The sequence below is a fragment of the Desulfovibrio gilichinskyi genome, assembly GCF_900177375.1.
GTDB lineage: Bacteria > Desulfobacterota > Desulfovibrionia > Desulfovibrionales > Desulfovibrionaceae > Maridesulfovibrio > Maridesulfovibrio gilichinskyi.
Window position 1 is genome coordinate 14,264 of sequence record NZ_FWZU01000010.1, and the last position, 16,922, is coordinate 31,185.

General features: G+C 41.6%; 14 protein-coding genes and 1 pseudogene. All 15 read left to right on the plus strand.

The annotated features are described in order from the left end of the window. Complete coding sequence (locus tag B9N78_RS17845) at positions 1–750, plus strand: SDR family NAD(P)-dependent oxidoreductase (RefSeq protein WP_085104830.1); 750 nt, start codon at positions 1–3, stop codon at positions 748–750. A gap of 24 nt (positions 751–774) precedes the next feature. Then, complete coding sequence (locus tag B9N78_RS17850) at positions 775–1,611, plus strand: transketolase (protein WP_085104832.1); 837 nt, start codon at positions 775–777, stop codon at positions 1,609–1,611. Beyond that, the gene (locus B9N78_RS17855) at positions 1,611–2,543 is read left to right on the plus strand and encodes a transketolase family protein (RefSeq protein ID WP_085104834.1); all 933 of its coding nucleotides are present in this window, start codon (positions 1,611–1,613) and stop codon (positions 2,541–2,543) included. Before B9N78_RS17850 ends, B9N78_RS17855 begins: the two co-directional genes overlap by 1 nt. A 2-nt stretch (positions 2,544–2,545) precedes the next feature. Further along, positions 2,546–4,075, plus strand: a complete 1,530-nt coding sequence (locus B9N78_RS17860; RefSeq protein WP_085104836.1) for a TIGR04372 family glycosyltransferase — start codon at positions 2,546–2,548, stop codon at positions 4,073–4,075. A 2-nt stretch (positions 4,076–4,077) separates the two neighbouring features. Next, a complete protein-coding gene (locus B9N78_RS17865) occupies positions 4,078–5,298 on the plus strand; it encodes a class I SAM-dependent methyltransferase (protein ID WP_085104838.1) in 1,221 nt (406 codons plus the stop codon). A 5-nt stretch (positions 5,299–5,303) separates the two neighbouring features. After that, the gene (locus B9N78_RS17870) at positions 5,304–6,539 is read left to right on the plus strand and encodes an ATP-grasp domain-containing protein (RefSeq protein ID WP_085104840.1); all 1,236 of its coding nucleotides are present in this window, start codon (positions 5,304–5,306) and stop codon (positions 6,537–6,539) included. Between the two features lies 1 nt (position 6,540). Next, on the plus strand, positions 6,541–8,496 hold the full coding sequence (locus B9N78_RS17875; protein WP_085104842.1) for a glycoside hydrolase: 1,956 nt from the start codon (positions 6,541–6,543) through the stop codon (positions 8,494–8,496). Next, positions 8,497–9,477 (plus strand): UDP-N-acetylglucosamine 4,6-dehydratase (inverting), encoded by a 981-nt coding sequence (pseB, locus tag B9N78_RS17880; RefSeq protein ID WP_085104844.1) that lies wholly within the window; start codon positions 8,497–8,499, stop codon positions 9,475–9,477. Then, entirely contained in the window at positions 9,474–10,607 is a 1,134-nt protein-coding gene (pseC, locus tag B9N78_RS17885) for a UDP-4-amino-4,6-dideoxy-N-acetyl-beta-L-altrosamine transaminase (RefSeq protein ID WP_085104846.1), read from the plus strand. Before pseB ends, pseC begins: the two co-directional genes overlap by 4 nt. A gap of 4 nt (positions 10,608–10,611) precedes the next feature. Beyond that, positions 10,612–11,622, plus strand: a complete 1,011-nt coding sequence (locus tag B9N78_RS17890) for a sialidase family protein (protein ID WP_085104848.1) — start codon at positions 10,612–10,614, stop codon at positions 11,620–11,622. A gap of 114 nt (positions 11,623–11,736) precedes the next feature. Then, a complete protein-coding gene (locus B9N78_RS17895; RefSeq protein WP_085104850.1) occupies positions 11,737–12,804 on the plus strand; it encodes a radical SAM/SPASM domain-containing protein in 1,068 nt (355 codons plus the stop codon). Positions 12,805–12,824: 20 nt separating this feature from the next. After that, the gene (locus B9N78_RS17900) at positions 12,825–13,682 is read left to right on the plus strand and encodes an SDR family oxidoreductase (protein ID WP_085104852.1); all 858 of its coding nucleotides are present in this window, start codon (positions 12,825–12,827) and stop codon (positions 13,680–13,682) included. A gap of 155 nt (positions 13,683–13,837) precedes the next feature. Then, positions 13,838–15,274, plus strand: a complete 1,437-nt coding sequence (locus tag B9N78_RS17905) for a B12-binding domain-containing radical SAM protein (RefSeq protein WP_085104854.1) — start codon at positions 13,838–13,840, stop codon at positions 15,272–15,274. 78 nt (positions 15,275–15,352) lie between these two features. Next, positions 15,353–16,507: a class I SAM-dependent methyltransferase gene (locus B9N78_RS17910; RefSeq protein WP_085104856.1), complete on the plus strand. Its 1,155-nt coding sequence runs from the start codon at positions 15,353–15,355 to the stop codon at positions 16,505–16,507. Between the two features lie 72 nt (positions 16,508–16,579). Further along, positions 16,580–16,922: pseudogene (locus B9N78_RS17915) on the plus strand (transposase); the annotation flags it as partial.

Sequence of the window (16,922 nt, forward strand, 5' to 3'; positions counted from 1 at the left end):
ATGAATAGATTAGAAAATAAAATAGCTCTGGTCACAGGCGGCGGACGTGGAATAGGCAAGGCTATCAGCGCCAAACTTGCTGAAAACGGCGCAGAAGTAATTCTCACATGGGTATCAGATAGCAAAAGTGCAGATGAAACCGTCAGCGCAATCATTAAAAACGGCGGCAAGGGACGTGCGCTCCAGCTTGAAGTCAGTGACGAATCTTCTGTTAACGCAGTTGTCGCTGATATATCTGAAAAAGAAGGACGGCTGGATATTCTGGTAAATAATGCCGGAATTAATAACCCGACTGATTTTGATAAAATCACCTCTGAGGACTGGGATAGAATTTTAAATGTAAACCTCAAAGGACCGTTCCTTTGTACACAGCGCTGCCTTGAACTGCTCAAAAAAAGTAAAGCCGGAAGTATAATAAACATCGGATCAGTCAGCGGTCAGTACGGCGGACCTAGAACTGCCCACTACGCGGCAAGCAAAGCCGGACTCATCTCACTTGGGCAGGTCGCAGCCAGATTCGGAGCCGAGTGGAACATCCGCTGCAATACAATCGCCGCAGGTCTCATTGCTTCTGAAATGGCTAAAGCAGGGCTTAAAGATCCTGCTGTTCAAAAAGCGGCTGAAAGTGTGATCATGAAAAGATTCGGCGCAACATCAGAAGTTGCAGACACAGTTGTATATCTGGCTTCAGATGACTCTTCATACATTACAGCTCAGACAATCAGCGTCAACGGCGGCCTTTATTTTTAATGATTGCGGTTTAAAGGAGAAACAATGAACACGTCTAAATATGATGAACTTGAAAAATTTGCTGCAAAACTCAGAAAATCCATCATCATAATGAATTGCCATGCAGGCTCAGGTCATCCGGGCGGTTCACTTTCCTGTGTGGAAATCATCAGCTGGCTTTATTGCAACGAAATGAACTACTGCACAGAAAATATGAATGACCCGGGCCGTGACAGATTTATACTGTCTAAAGGACACTCCTGCCTTTCTCTTTACGCCGCTCTTGCTGAAAAAGGTTTCTTTTCAAAAGAAGAATTTAAAACTCTGCGCCATGCCGGAGGGATGCTGCAAGGTCACCCTGACCGCTTGAAAACCCCCGGGGTTGAATTCAACTCAGGTTCGCTTGGGCAGGGATTCTCTTTTGCTCTCGGGTGCGCTCTTGGAGCCAAAAGAGCAGGAAGAAAAAGCCGTATATATGCTCTGCTCGGAGACGGCGAACTCAATGAAGGTCAAATATGGGAAGGATGCATGTTCGCAGCTCACCACAATCTCGACAACATGGTTGCTATTGTTGATTACAACAAACTTCAAAGTGACGACCTTAACACCAAGATTACTGCTATCGAGCCGTTAAACGACAAATTCAAAGCCTTCGGCTGGCATGTAATCGAAATTGACGGTCACGATTTCCGCGAAATTTCAAATGCATTCACAAGAGCAAGAGCTATGGCCGGAAAACCGACCATGATCATCGCCCATACCGTTAAAGGAAAAGGGGTTTCATACATGGAAAATGTGCCAAAATGGCACGGCAGCCTCTGCCCGACCGGAAAAGAAAGAGAATGCGCAATGCGTGAATGCGGCTGCGAGGAGTTAATATAATGGAAAATATGAGAGATGCTTTCGGCAAGGTGCTGACAGAACTTGCAGGAGTGCGGGATGATTTTGTAGTTCTTGACGCAGACGTTGCCGGGGGAACCGGAACATACCATTTTCGCGAGGCATATCCAGACAGATTTATCCAATGCGGAATTGCTGAACAGAATATGTTTTCAATGGCAGCAGGTCTTGCCGAATCAGGAATTATCCCCATTGTTACCTGCTACGCAGTGTTTGCATCTATGCGTGCACTGGAACAAGCCAGAAACTCTATCGCCTATCCTGAATTCAATGTAAAAATTGCTGCAAGTCACCTCGGGCTGGACGTAGGCCCTGACGGAGCAACTCATCAGGCTCTTGAAGATATCGCCATATATCGCAGTATTCCTAAAATGAGTGTTGTATCCCCTGCCGATCCGGTAGAACTGAGAGCAGTTATGCCTTATCTGCTAGACACTACAGGGCCGCTATACCTTCGGACAGGACGCAGTCCGTTGCCTAATGTTTTTGACGAAAACACAATTTTTGAACACGGCAAAGCTCAAGTTTTACGCGAAGGCAGTGATGCAACCATTATGGCAGTCGGAGTCATGGTACACCGCGCCATGAAAGCCGCTGAAACCCTCGCAAAAGAAGGCATATCCTGCCGCGTACTGAACATGTCTTGGCTTAAACCCATGGACGAAGCGGCTGTCACTAAAGCTGCAATAGAAACAGGCGCAATAGTAACTTGTGAAGATCATAATAAATACGGCGGACTCGGCGGCGCTGTAATGGAAATAGTTTGCGAAAACGCTCCTGTTCCTGTTGAACGCGTAGCTGTGGATGACATTTTCGGAGCATCCGGTGAACCGGAAGATCTGGCTAAAGCATATGGGCTTATGCCTGAAGATATTGTTAAGGCTGTGCGTAAGGTAATTAAACGTAAAGCATAAAAATGAAAAAAAAGCGTTTACTCATCATAGGAACAGCTCAGCAGGCATACATACAGGACTACCTTGCAAAAGTAGACCTCATCACCACAGACGTCCATCTTCTGGTTCCTGAGCGTGACAGAGGAGCATACGGACCGCAAAAGGTCAGTTACTTCAGCGGCATCTTTCACCCGCTGTTTCTGCCGCTGCTTAAAGTAATGCTTACCTTCAGACCTGATGAAGCTGTTGTAGTTTGCGGCATGACCTATGATCACGATAACGTAGTTAAGGCGGTCAGCTTTTATTCATCTTTTAAAAAGTTAGAAGTCAAATTTTCTGTGAGAAATAACGAAGAACTTGCAGGAAAAGAACTTCACCCTTCCGCACCGAAAGAAATACTTAAATGGATAGGATTAGGGACTATTGCGCTGTTAATCAGAGTAATTTCCCCGTTCAAAAAAATCAGAGTTGGTGAAATTTATTCTGTGAGACTTGGTCATCTGGCAATGGACAGTGAAATTTATCTCTCTGAAGTTGACGCAGGATATCATGATAATTGTTATGACCTCTTTTGTTTTAAAGACAATAAAGTAGCAAACAGGACTCTTGCAAATCTTTTTTGTAAGCAAATGAAAGTACACAGGTTAAATTTATATCTTCTTGACGCAATTCGAAGATTTAACCTTCACGCGAAACATGAAATAGCAATGAACACCCACATCGTTGCATCCGGCAGAGATGCTGATTGCGTAATGCAACTGACAGATAATCATATCGCCTTTTCTCCAAAACAGGAAAAGGCAGGAATTGAAAATCTTAGAGATCTAGGACTTCCTCCGAAAAAAGAACATGTTTGCATTTTTGGAAGGGACTCAGTTTTCCTCAGTGGTTCTGACCCCAAAAAGAGCGATGCTGACATGCAGGAAGTCCGCGATATGCACATAAGGACTTTCAAACCCAGCGTAGAAGAACTACTACGCATGGATTATAATGTTATACGCATGGGCAGTGCGGTCAAAGAACCTCTTGAAATCAGTCATCCCAATTTTCTGGATTATGCAACAAGCGGCAAGCGAACAGACTTCATGGATGTTTACCTCTCGGCTAAATGTAAATTTTTCGTAGGTGTTCAGAGCGGGCTGATGCATATCCCCATGATTTTCCGTGTGCCTTGCCTGAGCGTGAATGTAGTACGCCTTGAAATAATCCTTTTTTGTTCACCTGAAGATTTGGCTATTTTTAAATTGCTGTGGTCAAAAACAGAAAAAAGAATTTTAAAAGTCCCCGAAATTATTGAATCAGGGATGAGCCGTTGGCGAGTAGAAAAATTTGCAAACTCAGACATTGAAGTTATTGACAATACCGAAGACGAAATACTCGAAGCTGTAAAAGAGATGCATGAACGAGTAAACGGAACATGGCAAATTTCAAAAGAAGATTTGGAACTACAAAAAAAATTTCATTCACAATTCAAACCTTCTTATCTAAACAGTAAATTTGTCACTCCGATAAGTTCATACTTTCTGCGTAAACACGAAAAGGAATTATTCTAACAATGCACACAGGCAAAACTATTACGCCCATAATTCTCATACAGGCAGCATCCCGGGCATGGAGCGGAGCTCCTGACTGGTGCATGAACGAAACTAACGGTCGTCCTGTTGTAGCTTTGACAATGGAAAGTGCACTTAATCAGTTCCCTGATGCCGACATACGCATAGTTGCGCCCGCCTTTGACAAAGGAGGACGACTTAATGACCTGCCTGCAATATTTCCAAATAAAAAAATTAGTGTCTATTATGGTTTTGATGAAAGTCCGCTTGATAGGATGATTGCAGCGCTTGATGACACTTCAGATGAGGCCCTAATTATACGAGTAGACGGGCTACACTTTGGCTGGCTGCCTGAACATGCTGTTGATATGCTGAGAATAGCAGCGCAGGACAAACTCGACTGCGTAAAAATGCCGGATGATTTTCCCATCCAGCTGACCTCTGACATATACAGATTAAGCAGTTTGAAGAAAGCTTCAACCATGCTTTCAAAGCTGGATGACTCCGGTATTTATAAAGTACATCCCAAATTTTTCATGATCAAAAACACAGCGAAATTCAAATGTGCACGTTATTTAGATCATCCCCCTGTCAGCGATGAATGGCTCAGCAGATGCAGAGAAATAGCTCATGATGTATACATCGAAGGCCGGATGGCTGTCAGTAAAAAGGGTATTAAGGCTGGAGACCAGTTAACTTTCCATTATGAACTTGCCCTTGAGTATATTACGCCTGAAACTGTTATGCTGGACTGTGCATGCGGCCCCGGATACGGCGCGCGAATGCTGGCAGACAAAGCAACATCTGTCATCGCAGCAGATATTGATGAAGATACAATTTTAAAAGCAACGGCTATTAATAAACGGGACAACCTTACATTTCAAACTGCTGATGCAACAAATCTTGAGTTCGCGGACAACACTTTCGACGCAGTTACAAGTTTTGAAACTGTCGAGCATGTTGATCCTGCCCCGTATTTTAAGGAAATGCATCGGGTTCTACGAGCCGGAGGACTCCTTATTTTGAGTACCCCGCAAAACAGCCGCGGGCACATTCCTGTTAACAGCCAGCACTTACGCGAATTTTCCATTGAAGAGATTACAGCGCTGGCTTCCGCGTATTTTACAGTGCAACAGGTAATCGGTATTAAACAGGGCAGGGTTATTTTTCCTGATGATCCTAAAGGTCAAAACACTTTTATGGTCTGCAAAAAACCGGAATAAAAAACATGAAAAAAGTTTTAATTATGATCGGAGCCGGTATTGAAACAATTCCGGCTATAACCAAAGCAAAGGAAATGGGAATCCACGTTGTTGCAACCGACCTGAACCCCGATGCTCCCGGTTTTGCTCATGCTGATGAAGCAGTTATCGGTTGTGTATATACTCCTGAAAAAACAGTTGCTGCTCTAAAGAAATGGGCCGAAAAAGGAGTGAAACCTAACGGAGTAATGTGCGTTGCGGTTGATGCTCCTCACACTGTAGCGGCCGTTGCGAAAATGTTCGGACTACGCGCTGTAAGCACAGAAACAGCTGCGCTGGCAACAGACAAACTTGCAATGAAAGATTGCTTCAAAGCCAAAGGGATTCCTATCCCATGGTATAGTCAAATTTCAAGCGGGTCCGAACTGAAAGAAATATTTTTAGAACGTCAGGAAACACTCGTAATAAAACCTGTAGACAGTAGAGGTGCCCGCGGCGTTTTGCAGCTGGAATATAATTTAGAAAACATGCCGGACTACGATTGGGCTTTTAATTACTCTCAAAACGAATCTCCGACGAATAGAGTTATGGTAGAGAGTTATCTCGACGGTCCGCAAGTCAGCACCGAAGGTTTCGTGGTAGGTGGAAAGAGCTACACTCCAGGATTCTCAGATCGGAATTATGAATTTCTAGATAAATTTGCACCGCATATAATTGAAAACGGAGGACAACTCCCCTCCTTTCTACCGTACGACATTCAAATGGCTGTCAAAGACCTTTCCGGTAAAGCGGCTATTGCTCTCGGTATTAGCCATGGAGTTGCCAAAGGCGACATGGTCGTTCACAACGGCAAACCTTATGTAATCGAAATGGCTGCAAGACTTTCAGGCGGATATTTTTGCTCACACGAAATACCGTGGAACACCGGAGTGGATTTTGTAGGCATAGCAATCAGGCTGGCAATAGGTGAAACACCGAACCCGGAAGAAATGATCCCGTTCTACCAGAAAGGAGTAGCTCAAAGATACCTGTTCCCAAGCGAAGGAATTGTTACAGCCATTGACGGAGTGGATGAAGCTCAAGAAATTGAAGGTATCGAAATGGTTGAGATCAGAACTGAGGTCGGAGCGGTTATCCCTCCCACAACTAACCATCCTGCTCGGGCCGGAGTCATAATCGGTGTTGCAAATACTCGCGAAGAAGCTGTTTCAGCTGTAGAAAAAGCCGTCAACTGCATCAAAATTACTACTGAAAAAAGCTGAAATGAAACTGTTTGCAATATTCCACCTCAACCTGATGTTTTCCTCCATTCCTGAATGTCACAGGCATGAAGTAATCAAGCGGTGCTATTGGCCGTTGCTCAGTCTTATCGAAAAACACGGGTTTCCTTTAGGAATTGAAGCATCCGCAATCACCCTTGAAATAATACAAGATATAGACCCTGCGTGGATCAAAAAATTTCACGACCTGCTTCACTTAGGACAATGTGAATTCATAGGAAGCGGCTACGGTCAGATAATCGGACCTCTTGTGCCCTCTTCCGTAAACAAAGCTAATTTACGCATCGGCAATAAGATTTATAAAGAGATTCTGGGAATTACCCCGAAAATAGCACTGATAAACGAACAAGCTTGGTCAGCTGGCCTTGTCACCCATTATCTGGAAGCCGGATACAAAGGCGTGTTCATGGACTACGATAATCCCGCACGCTTTGCAGAAAATTGGAGCGAGGAAATACAGCATTTCCCACAGCTCGCCATGGGAATAGAGGGCGAATCCATTCCTGTCATCTGGAGCAGATCAATGGTCTTCCAGAAGTTGCAACGATTTGTGCACGGCGAATTAGAATTACCGGAATATCTAAAGTACATCGAAAATATGAATACAGGTGACGGTTGGCTGCCGGTTTATGGTAATGATGCAGAAATTTTCGATTTCAGACCCGGAAGATATAAAACAGAAGCAAATCAACCGGCAGAAAGTGAATGGTCCATTATGCTGACAGCGTTCAATACGCTGCGAGATCGCGGACATAAATTTTATTTGCCTTCAAAAGTTCTGGCAGATCTTAACCGCCCTGAAGCATGCAAAAAATTATATTTAAGTTCAGCAGAACAGCCCGTACCGGTAAAAAAACAACGTAAATACAACCTAACCCGCTGGGCTGTAAGCGGTAGAAACGACTTCTTCATGAATTCTCTTTGCCGCGCGATTGCTGCAGAACTAGAAAATTTCAATCAAGATGATCGATCTTTAGAAGAGAAATGGAAGGAACTCTGCTTTTGCTGGTCCAGCGATTTTCGCACCCACATTACTCAAGAAAGATTTGCAACGGCTACAAGCCGTTTAAATAATCTAGCTAAGTCTATAGGTGCAGAGATTAGAGAACCACTGCTTAGAATTCAAGGAGAACTATCAAACCATAAGGGGCGACTCCTCCATATAAAGACACCACTTTCTGCTGTGACCCTTAATACCGCAAAGGGACTGGCAATACATGAAGCGGCCTTTGCTGACCATGACATGATTCCATCCTTCGGAACGCTCGAACACGGTTATTTCAAAAGTATTGATCTGGGGGCTGACTTTTTCTCAGGTCATTTGATTATGGAAGGAACCGGAAGTCCTAAGGAAACGGATCTTTATAAAGTCTCTCCGTATTTATTTGAAACAGAAGAATATACAAAAATTTCCTGTGCCATGGAGATACATCAGGGCCGTCTAAGCAAAGCAGTCACAATTTATAAAGATAAACAACAGATAGATATACTTTATAAATTTGAATTAAACTCGCCTCCGCAAGGTTTATTGAGGCTTGGACATGTAACACTGATGACCGGACAAATGAAGACTGATGAACTTTTTTATGAAACATCAAATGGCGGTAATCGAGAATTTTTTTCTTTAAAAGACAAATCCTTTGACCATAGCAATAATGTATCTTTTTTGGTATCTTCCTCACAAGCAACGGGTATAACTGACTCAATCTTTGCTATAGGTGATAAAAAAAGAGCTCTTGCTGTGGCCCCTGTTATTAAGGATCATGCATTTATTGCAATGGTTACATCCCTTAAGGCAGAGCCGTCTCCATTTGTGCGAGTTTCTTTTTCCATGCAGGAAATGGATGAGACATGCAGTCAAGATGCATGCAATAATAAGAAATATTTTTTTTCTACGGGATTCAGCATTAAACCATATTCAAAGGTGGGCAGAGCATAAATGTTTAACGATAAATCAATTTTAATTACTGGCGGAACAGGCTCCTTCGGTCAGAAATTTGTTCAGACCGTCCTTAATAGGTATCACCCCAAAAGACTTGTCATTTTCAGTCGGGATGAGCTCAAGCAACATGAGATGCAGCAAATTTTTTCACCTGACGATTACCCCTGTCTGCGCTATTTTATAGGTGATGTTCGCGATGCAGACAGGCTTAAACGCGCTTTCAGTAAAATTGATATTGTCATTCATGCGGCGGCTCTTAAGCAGGTTCCGGCGTGTGAATACAATCCTTATGAGGCCGTTAAAACCAACATTCTCGGGGCACAGAATATTGTTGAAGCGGCCATTGATAAAAACGTTTCCCGTGTAATAGCCCTCAGCACAGACAAAGCTGCTAACCCCGTAAACCTTTACGGAGCAACGAAGCTCTGCTCAGATAAACTTTTTATCAACGGGAACAGCTACGCCGGACCGGATGCAACAAGATTCGCAGTAGTACGCTACGGCAATGTACTTGGCAGCCGCGGTAGTGTTGTCCCGCGCTTTTTGCAAGCCAGAGAAACAGGCACTGTTCGTATCACTCACCCCGACATGACCCGATTCTGGATAACTTTGGATGCGGCTATAGATTTTGTCATCAACAGCCTTGAAGTTATGCAGGGCGGCGAAATTTTTATTCCCAAATTACCAAGTATGCGGATCCGTGATATGGCCGAAGCACTTTGCCCGGAATGCGAAATGAATATTACCGGAATACGCCCCGGCGAAAAGATGCATGAAATAATGGTCCCCATGAACGAAGCCAGAAACACTTATGAATACGGCAAATATTTTATAATTCAACCTGCGTATAGGTTCTTTGAGCGATCCAAAACTCATTGCTCTGGAGCTACTGTTGCAGATAACTTTGAATACAGCTCTGACACCAACATGCAATGGTTAAGTAAGGAAGATCTTCTAAGGTTGGTCGACACAAAATGATCCCGTACGGTAAGCATCATATTGATGAAGACGACATTGCAGCCGTTGTAGAAGTGCTTCGCGGTGACTGGTTAACAACAGGACCGACGGTAACAGATTTTGAAAACGGAGTAGCAAAATATATCGGTGTAACTAATGCCGTTGCAGTCTCAAGCGGCACGGCCGCTCTACACGCGGCAATGTTTGCTCTTGAAATCAAGCCGGGGGATGAAGTCATTGTCTCCCCTATTACTTTTGCTGCATCTGCCAATTGCGTCGTTTACATGGGGGCAACTCCGGTTTTTGCTGATGTGGAGCCCGACACCCTGCTTATTGACCCCAAAAGCGTTGCAGAAAAAATTACCAACAAGACGCGAGCAATTATTGCCGTGGATTATGCAGGGCAAACATGTGATTACAAAGCTCTCAAAGCCATTTGCGAAGAGTTTAACCTCAAGCTTGTCGGTGATTGTTGCCATGCACTTGGAGCCAAAGATGAACATGGACAACAAGCTGGATCCATAGCGGATATATCTGTTTTAAGCTTTCACCCAGTCAAACACATTACAACGGGTGAAGGCGGAATGGCCCTCACGAATAATCATGAACTCGCTAAGAAGATGCGTACATTTCGTAACCACGGCATTGATGTTGACGCCTCGACGCGTTCACAAAAATGCACTTGGGTTTATGAAATGCAAGAGCTTGGATACAACTACCGCATCACGGATATTCAATGCGCTCTTGGGATCAGCCAACTTAAAAAACTAGATAATTTTCTTCAGATACGTAGACAACTTGCAGCTAAATACCGCTTTTTATTTCTCAATCACTACGAAATTAAGCCCCTTAAAATTAAGAAGGGAGTTGAACACGCCTTTCATTTATACACAGTCAAGGTTCCGGCAAATAAGCGTAAAGCGGCCTTTGAAGAAATGCGTAGTCAGGGGTTCGGGGTGAATGTTCATTATATTCCTGTCCATTACCATCCATACTACAAAAAACACTTCAATACAGGAGCAGGTCTTTGTCCAGTAGCGGAAGCCGCTTATGAAGAACTGTTAACACTTCCTCTTCACCCGGGTATGACTGAAAGACAGATTGACTCCAGTGCAAAGACTCTTGATACCATACTCAAAAATTGTAAGTAATATAATGTCACGACTAAAATTTTCTATCACAAGACTGGATACAAAACGTATAACCCCAAGGGAATGGGGCGGCTATCAATCTTTCCCGACAATCACGCAAGTAGGAACAGACTTGCTCGTAGGCTTTCGCAGAGCTGTAAATATCAGCCCGGATTTGCGGGACAGAATGGATCATGGCATGGCCGGTGATATTTATACGACCCGCTCAATTGACGATGGACATAATTTCGACCGCCCGCAACTTGTCATTAGCCATGCAAAGGATGAGACCAACGAACATGACGCGCTTGTTACAGCACTTGATGATAAAAGGGTTACGCTCATAACAAGAACTCACACTTCAAAATTGCGCCGCAATTATTTCTCCATGAGCACAGACGGAGGTGTCACTTTTCCGGCACGCAGACCTCTTGATCTGCCACCTGGGGAATGGGCCTGCTTCGGACATATGGTACCGACACAAGACGGAACAAAGCTAATCGGTACGTTTTACAACGGAGAAGGAAGCGGTACATTCAGACTGAATCCTGACACTCTGGAGTTTTCAGATAAAGCCCTCATGTTCAAATTCAGCAACCAAAATTTCAGACTGAATGAAACTTCTATTGTCCGCCTGAAGTCAGGTAGATTACTCGCGCTGATAAGGCAGCAACCTTGTTACGAAGGGTTGTTTAAATCCCATTCTGACGATGACGGGTTAACATGGTCCGCACCGAAGCCTATAGGACTTTACGGGGAAGCTCCGAGCCTATTATTGTTGCCGGATGAAAGTATACTTATGCTCTACCGAGGAATGATCCGCAAAAGTAAAAAATGCAGAGTTGCTCTTTCCATATCAAAAGATCACGGAGAAACATGGAGCTGGCCTGAAACATTAGCATGGTACAAAGGCGGAAGGTTTCACGGTGGATACGGTGATTTGGCTTTAAACTCTAAAGGACAGGTTGTTGCGGTTTATTATATATCGCGAAAATTTGAAGCGCCTAAGGTGGAACGGATGTTGCTAGGATTATGATCATGACAAATCAATGTTATTAGTCCTAATCTATCCCAGATTACAAAAAAACAGCTAAATTGCTTATTAAAGTACAATACAACTGCAACTATTATATCAATTAGAGAGGATTTCATGCAACTTTACACTAAACTTAAAATTTTTCATTACCAAGAAAAATTAGACTCTCTTACCCGTGAATCAAAAAAAACATTAGCTCCTGTCCATATACGTATAAAACCTACAAATATCTGCAATCATAGCTGCTCTTATTGTGCCTACCGAGATAAAAATATGCAATTAGGCCAGGACATGGCAATTAAAGACACCATTCCAGCGGCAAAAATGGCTGAAATTGTTGAAGATTGTATTGAAATGGGAGTTAAGGCTGTTACATTTAGCGGAGGAGGTGAGCCTTTTTGCTATCCACATCTTGCAGAAACAGCACAGGCTCTTGTTGATGGAGGGATAAGCATTGCGTCCTTAACAAATGGAGCACTCCTTAAAGGAAAAGCTGCTGAAATCTTTGCTTTGCACGGAACATGGGTGCGAGTCTCAATGGATGGTTGGGATGGGCCAAGCTATGCTAAATTCAGAAATATTTCTGAAGATGAATTTTCAAAAGTTATGGAAAATATTGAAAACTTTAAAAACATGGGAGGGAAATGCTTCTTAGGGGTAAACTACATTATAAACAAAGACAATACCGACCATGTCTTCGAAATGGGCCAACGACTTAAGGATTTAGGTGTTAACAGTGTCAAATTTACTGCTTGCCTTGTTAGTAACAGTGGTAAAGAAAACAATGAATACCATGCCCCATTTTTTGAAAAAGTTAAAAATCAAATTCAATTAGCACTAGAAAAACTAACAGACCGCAACTTTGAAATATTCGATTCATACCATAATTTAGATGAGAGATTTAAAAAGGATTATGACTGGTGCCCTTACCTACAAATATTACCAGTTATAGGAGCTGATCAGCGGATATACTCATGTCATGACAAAGCGTATAACTTAGACTGCGGAGTACTAGGTACAATAAAAGATCAAAGATTCAAAGATGCTTGGCAAAACAACCGCGAAACTTTTTTTAAAATTGTGCCAAGACGAGATTGTAATCACCACTGCACATCAAATAATCAAAATAAACTTATTCATGAATACTTAGACGCTGACCCAGAGCATTTACCCTTCGTTTAATTAAAAATTACAGAGTGCATATGGATATACTTGTTATTGGAGACGGCACATTGGGCAAAAGCCTAACCCAGTCACTTAGGAATAGAGGTCATACTGTCTTTGTAACTTCACGCAAAGACTGTAATTGTTACAAACTTGACTTGAGTAATCCGCCAGAGATTACGGAACTGCCTAAAAGTGATTGGGCGATAATTGCAGCTGCAATTACAGGCTATAAAAAATGTGAAGAAGATAAGAATGCATTCAACACAAATGTAGCTAACACTATTAAACTCGCTAAAGATTTTATATCAATAGGAACCAATGTAGTTTTTCCATCAAGTACTTCTGTTTTTGACGGTAATACTCCATTTGTCACTACGGAAACACCTACTTCACCAGTAACAAACTATGGATTGCAAAAACAGGAAGTTGAAAAATTTCTATCGAGACATAATTCTAATGCATTAATTATCAGATATACCAAGCTACTGGGATATAATCTAGGCATTATTAAAGAGTGGGTAGACTCATGGAAGAACGGAATTAGCATCCGTGCATTCACAGACTTATCTATTGCCCCTGTTTTAATGGAAGATGCTGCGTTTATGACTTGTAAACTGATGGAAAAAGGTAAAACAGGCATACATCACTGCTCAGCTTTAGAAGAAATAAGCTATTACGATTTTGCGCTAAAACTGTGTGCTATACTTAATTTTAGTCCTAAGCTCGTACAAAAAAGTAGTTGTAAAAACCGTAATATCACCTATCATCCAAGATTTTCTTCACTCGATGCTAGAAAAACAGGCACAGAAATAGGATGGGAACTACCGACAATGGACAAATTAATTCAAAATGTTAAAGCAAGTATTGATGAAAATGAGACCTCATCTTGTTAGTTTTATATACAATGAATAGGCAATAGTTCACAAGACAAAATAGAATATTACTCAAAAGAAAGTTCTGTCTTAAATGCAAACTATTATCAAAGATTTATAAATTATTACAAAAAACATTTAACTCGCGTAGCGAAATATTGTTTAAGGATTAGGCCATGAAAAAAAGTAAAGTTTGTTTAATTGTTCCCAATTACAACTGGGCTGCCAATGACAGCAGAATACTCTGGCATATTATACCGTACAACTTATGCTTGTTGGCTGCGATACTTGAACCTGACTACGATGTCGTAATTATTGATGCCTATGCCGAGAATCTGACTGAAAACCAATTTAAAGAAAAGATATTACAAATAAACCCAGATGTTGTAGGCCTTACGGTTTTAATGGATCAATTCGCTGCAGCTGGGCACAAAAGTGCCTCAGTATTAAAGAAAGCCCTTCCCGAAATACCTGTGATTCTGGGAGGTGTGTATGCTACAGTCAATCCAGACCGAGCCATTGCAGATGAGAATTTTGATTATATCGTTTGCGGGGAAGGTGAAATTGCTTTTACAGGACTGATCAAACACCTTTTATCAGATTTCCCAATTCCTGAGAAAGGGATACTCTATAGAAAAAATGGAACTGTGATAGATACTGGACGAGCTGATTTTATACAAAATTTAGACGACTTTCCATTACCTGCCTACCACCTCATCGATTATGCTAAGTACGCCCACAGTGCTCCTCGCAAAAGCGTGGATGGGCCTAGGGCCTTTCCGTTTGCACGAATTATTACATCTAGAGGATGCCCCATAAACTGCTGTTTTTGTCAGGTGAAAAAAATCATGGGGCTCAAATTCAGACCACGCAGTGCAAACTCTGTTTTGGATGAAATTATGTGGCTTAAAGAAACTTACGGAATAAAGTCATTAATTTTTGACGATGACAATTTATTTACTGATCGCCAACGTGGAATTGATATACTTCAAGGCATGATAGACCGTGATCTTGTCATGCCATGGACTTCAATCGCTACAGCTGTTTTTAAACTTGATGAAGAATTAATTGATCTTATCCACCGAAGTGGTTGTGAATTTATGTCCATTTCTATTGAATCAGGAACAAAGCGAGTAATAAAAGAAATTATTGGAAAACCCATTAATTATGACCATGCGAAGAAGATGGTAAACCTCGCAAGATCTAAAGGTATATATATCAGCGCAGCCTTTATAGTTGGTTTTCCAACTGAAACATGGGATGAAATAAGAGCTACAATCTCATTTGCGGAAGAGTTAAACACTGACTATACAAAATTATTCTCAGCTGTTCCTCTTCGACATACAAAACTATGGGATTTATGTGTAGAGCATAACAGTTTTAAAAAAGATTTTTCTCCTGAAAACTTATCGTGGCATTCAGGTCAGATTGAAGGTGATGAATTTACAATTAATGACCTTACCATTCTGCGTACATATGAATGGGATAGAATTAATTTTAAAACTCCAGAAAAGATTAAACGTACCGCAGCAATGATGAAAGTTACAGAAGAAGAGTTATTAAAAATTAGACGTAACACTCTTCTTAGTGCACACGCAAATATTCAAAATTAAGTATGCAATTAATGTAAGCAAACTTAGCTAGAAATACAAAGAAGTCTTCCATACAGCTAAATATCTATGAGGTAATACATGTCAACTAATAACCAGTGTGTACTTTGTTTAGGCCACTCTATTGAAGAATTTCCAAATATTAAACTCAAAGGAGTTACATCTGACTGTAAGCCATGGCCTGATACAGGAAGATTTTGCATATGTCGTGACTGTGGGCACGTTCAAAAGCAAATGAGCGCTGATTGGCTTAAAGATGTGGCTAATATTTATTCAAGCTACAACTCATATCCACTAAGTGATGCAAAAGATCAACTTCTTCATGACTCTGGCACTCCACAATCTAGAAATAAACAACTATTAGGGGAAATTTCTAAAGAAATTGACCTTAAAGATTCAGGTAAAATACTCGATCTTGGCTGTGGAAAAGGGCAATTTTTACGATGTTTTTCTGAAATCTACAAAAAATGGGACTTGTATGGGTGCGATCAACAAGAAAGCCTTCGCCCTGAAATAACGTCTATCCCCAAGGTTAAAGATTATTACACCGGCCCCCTTGAAAAGGTCTCAGCTAAATTCGATTTTATTTCGATGCTCTACGTTATAGAACATCTATTTAACCCTTTAGAGATACTATATACAATTAAAGGTAAACTCTCTGACGGCGGGATCGTTTTCATTCAAACAGGAAATCTTGCCACCAATCCTTTTGAGCTTACCATCGTTGACCATAGCTCAATTTTTACGCTGGAAACATTGGAGCAGCTCACGCGTAAAGCTGGTTTTGAAATTCTTGCTTCATCTGACTCATGGAGAGATAAAGAAATTGGGATTCTAGCACGAATTAGCAACCGTATGAAAGTAACTACTGAATTAATTAACTATTTCCACCTAAATAAAGTTTTGCTTAATAAACAGAATTCGTGGCTCCTAAGTTTTATTCATGAAATAGATGCAACTATTCCTAAAGAGAATATAGGTATTTTGGGGTCAACAATAGCTGGGACATGGTTAGCGAACTATCCACAATGCAAATTTTCATTTTGGATAGATGAAGACCTTTCCAAAGTAGGCAAAAAACATATGGGAGCCGAAATCATACGCATTGAAAATGCCCCTGAAAAGGCTTTTGTTTATCTACCTTTTCCAAACTTGATTGCACGCAAAATTTACATACGTTTGAAGAAGATTAGGCCAGATATAAATTTTCTATTTCTACATAATGAACGCCTTTAATTGGTAATCCCCCCGAAAATTAATTGTTCTGAAAAGTAGAATTTTCTCGTAAACTAAACGAAGGGGATTCACATGAAGCAATCACGTTATACCGACAGCCAAATATTAAATATTTTGAAGCAGGCTGAAAACGGAACCCCTGTAACCAAATTATGTAGAGAGTACGGCATGAGCAATGCTGCTTTTTACAAATGGCGCGCTAAATATGGCGATATGGACGCATCTTTGATGGCCAGGATGAAAGAGCTTGAGAAGGAAAATAGTCAACTCAAAAAGATGTATGTCGAATCTCAGATGAAATATGAGGTGGTAAAGGAAGACCTTGAAAAAAAGTGGTAAAGCCATCTCTACGCCGAGAGATGGCAAAAGAAACCGTGAAAGAGGAAAAGCTGAATATTCGCCAATCGTGCGAAGC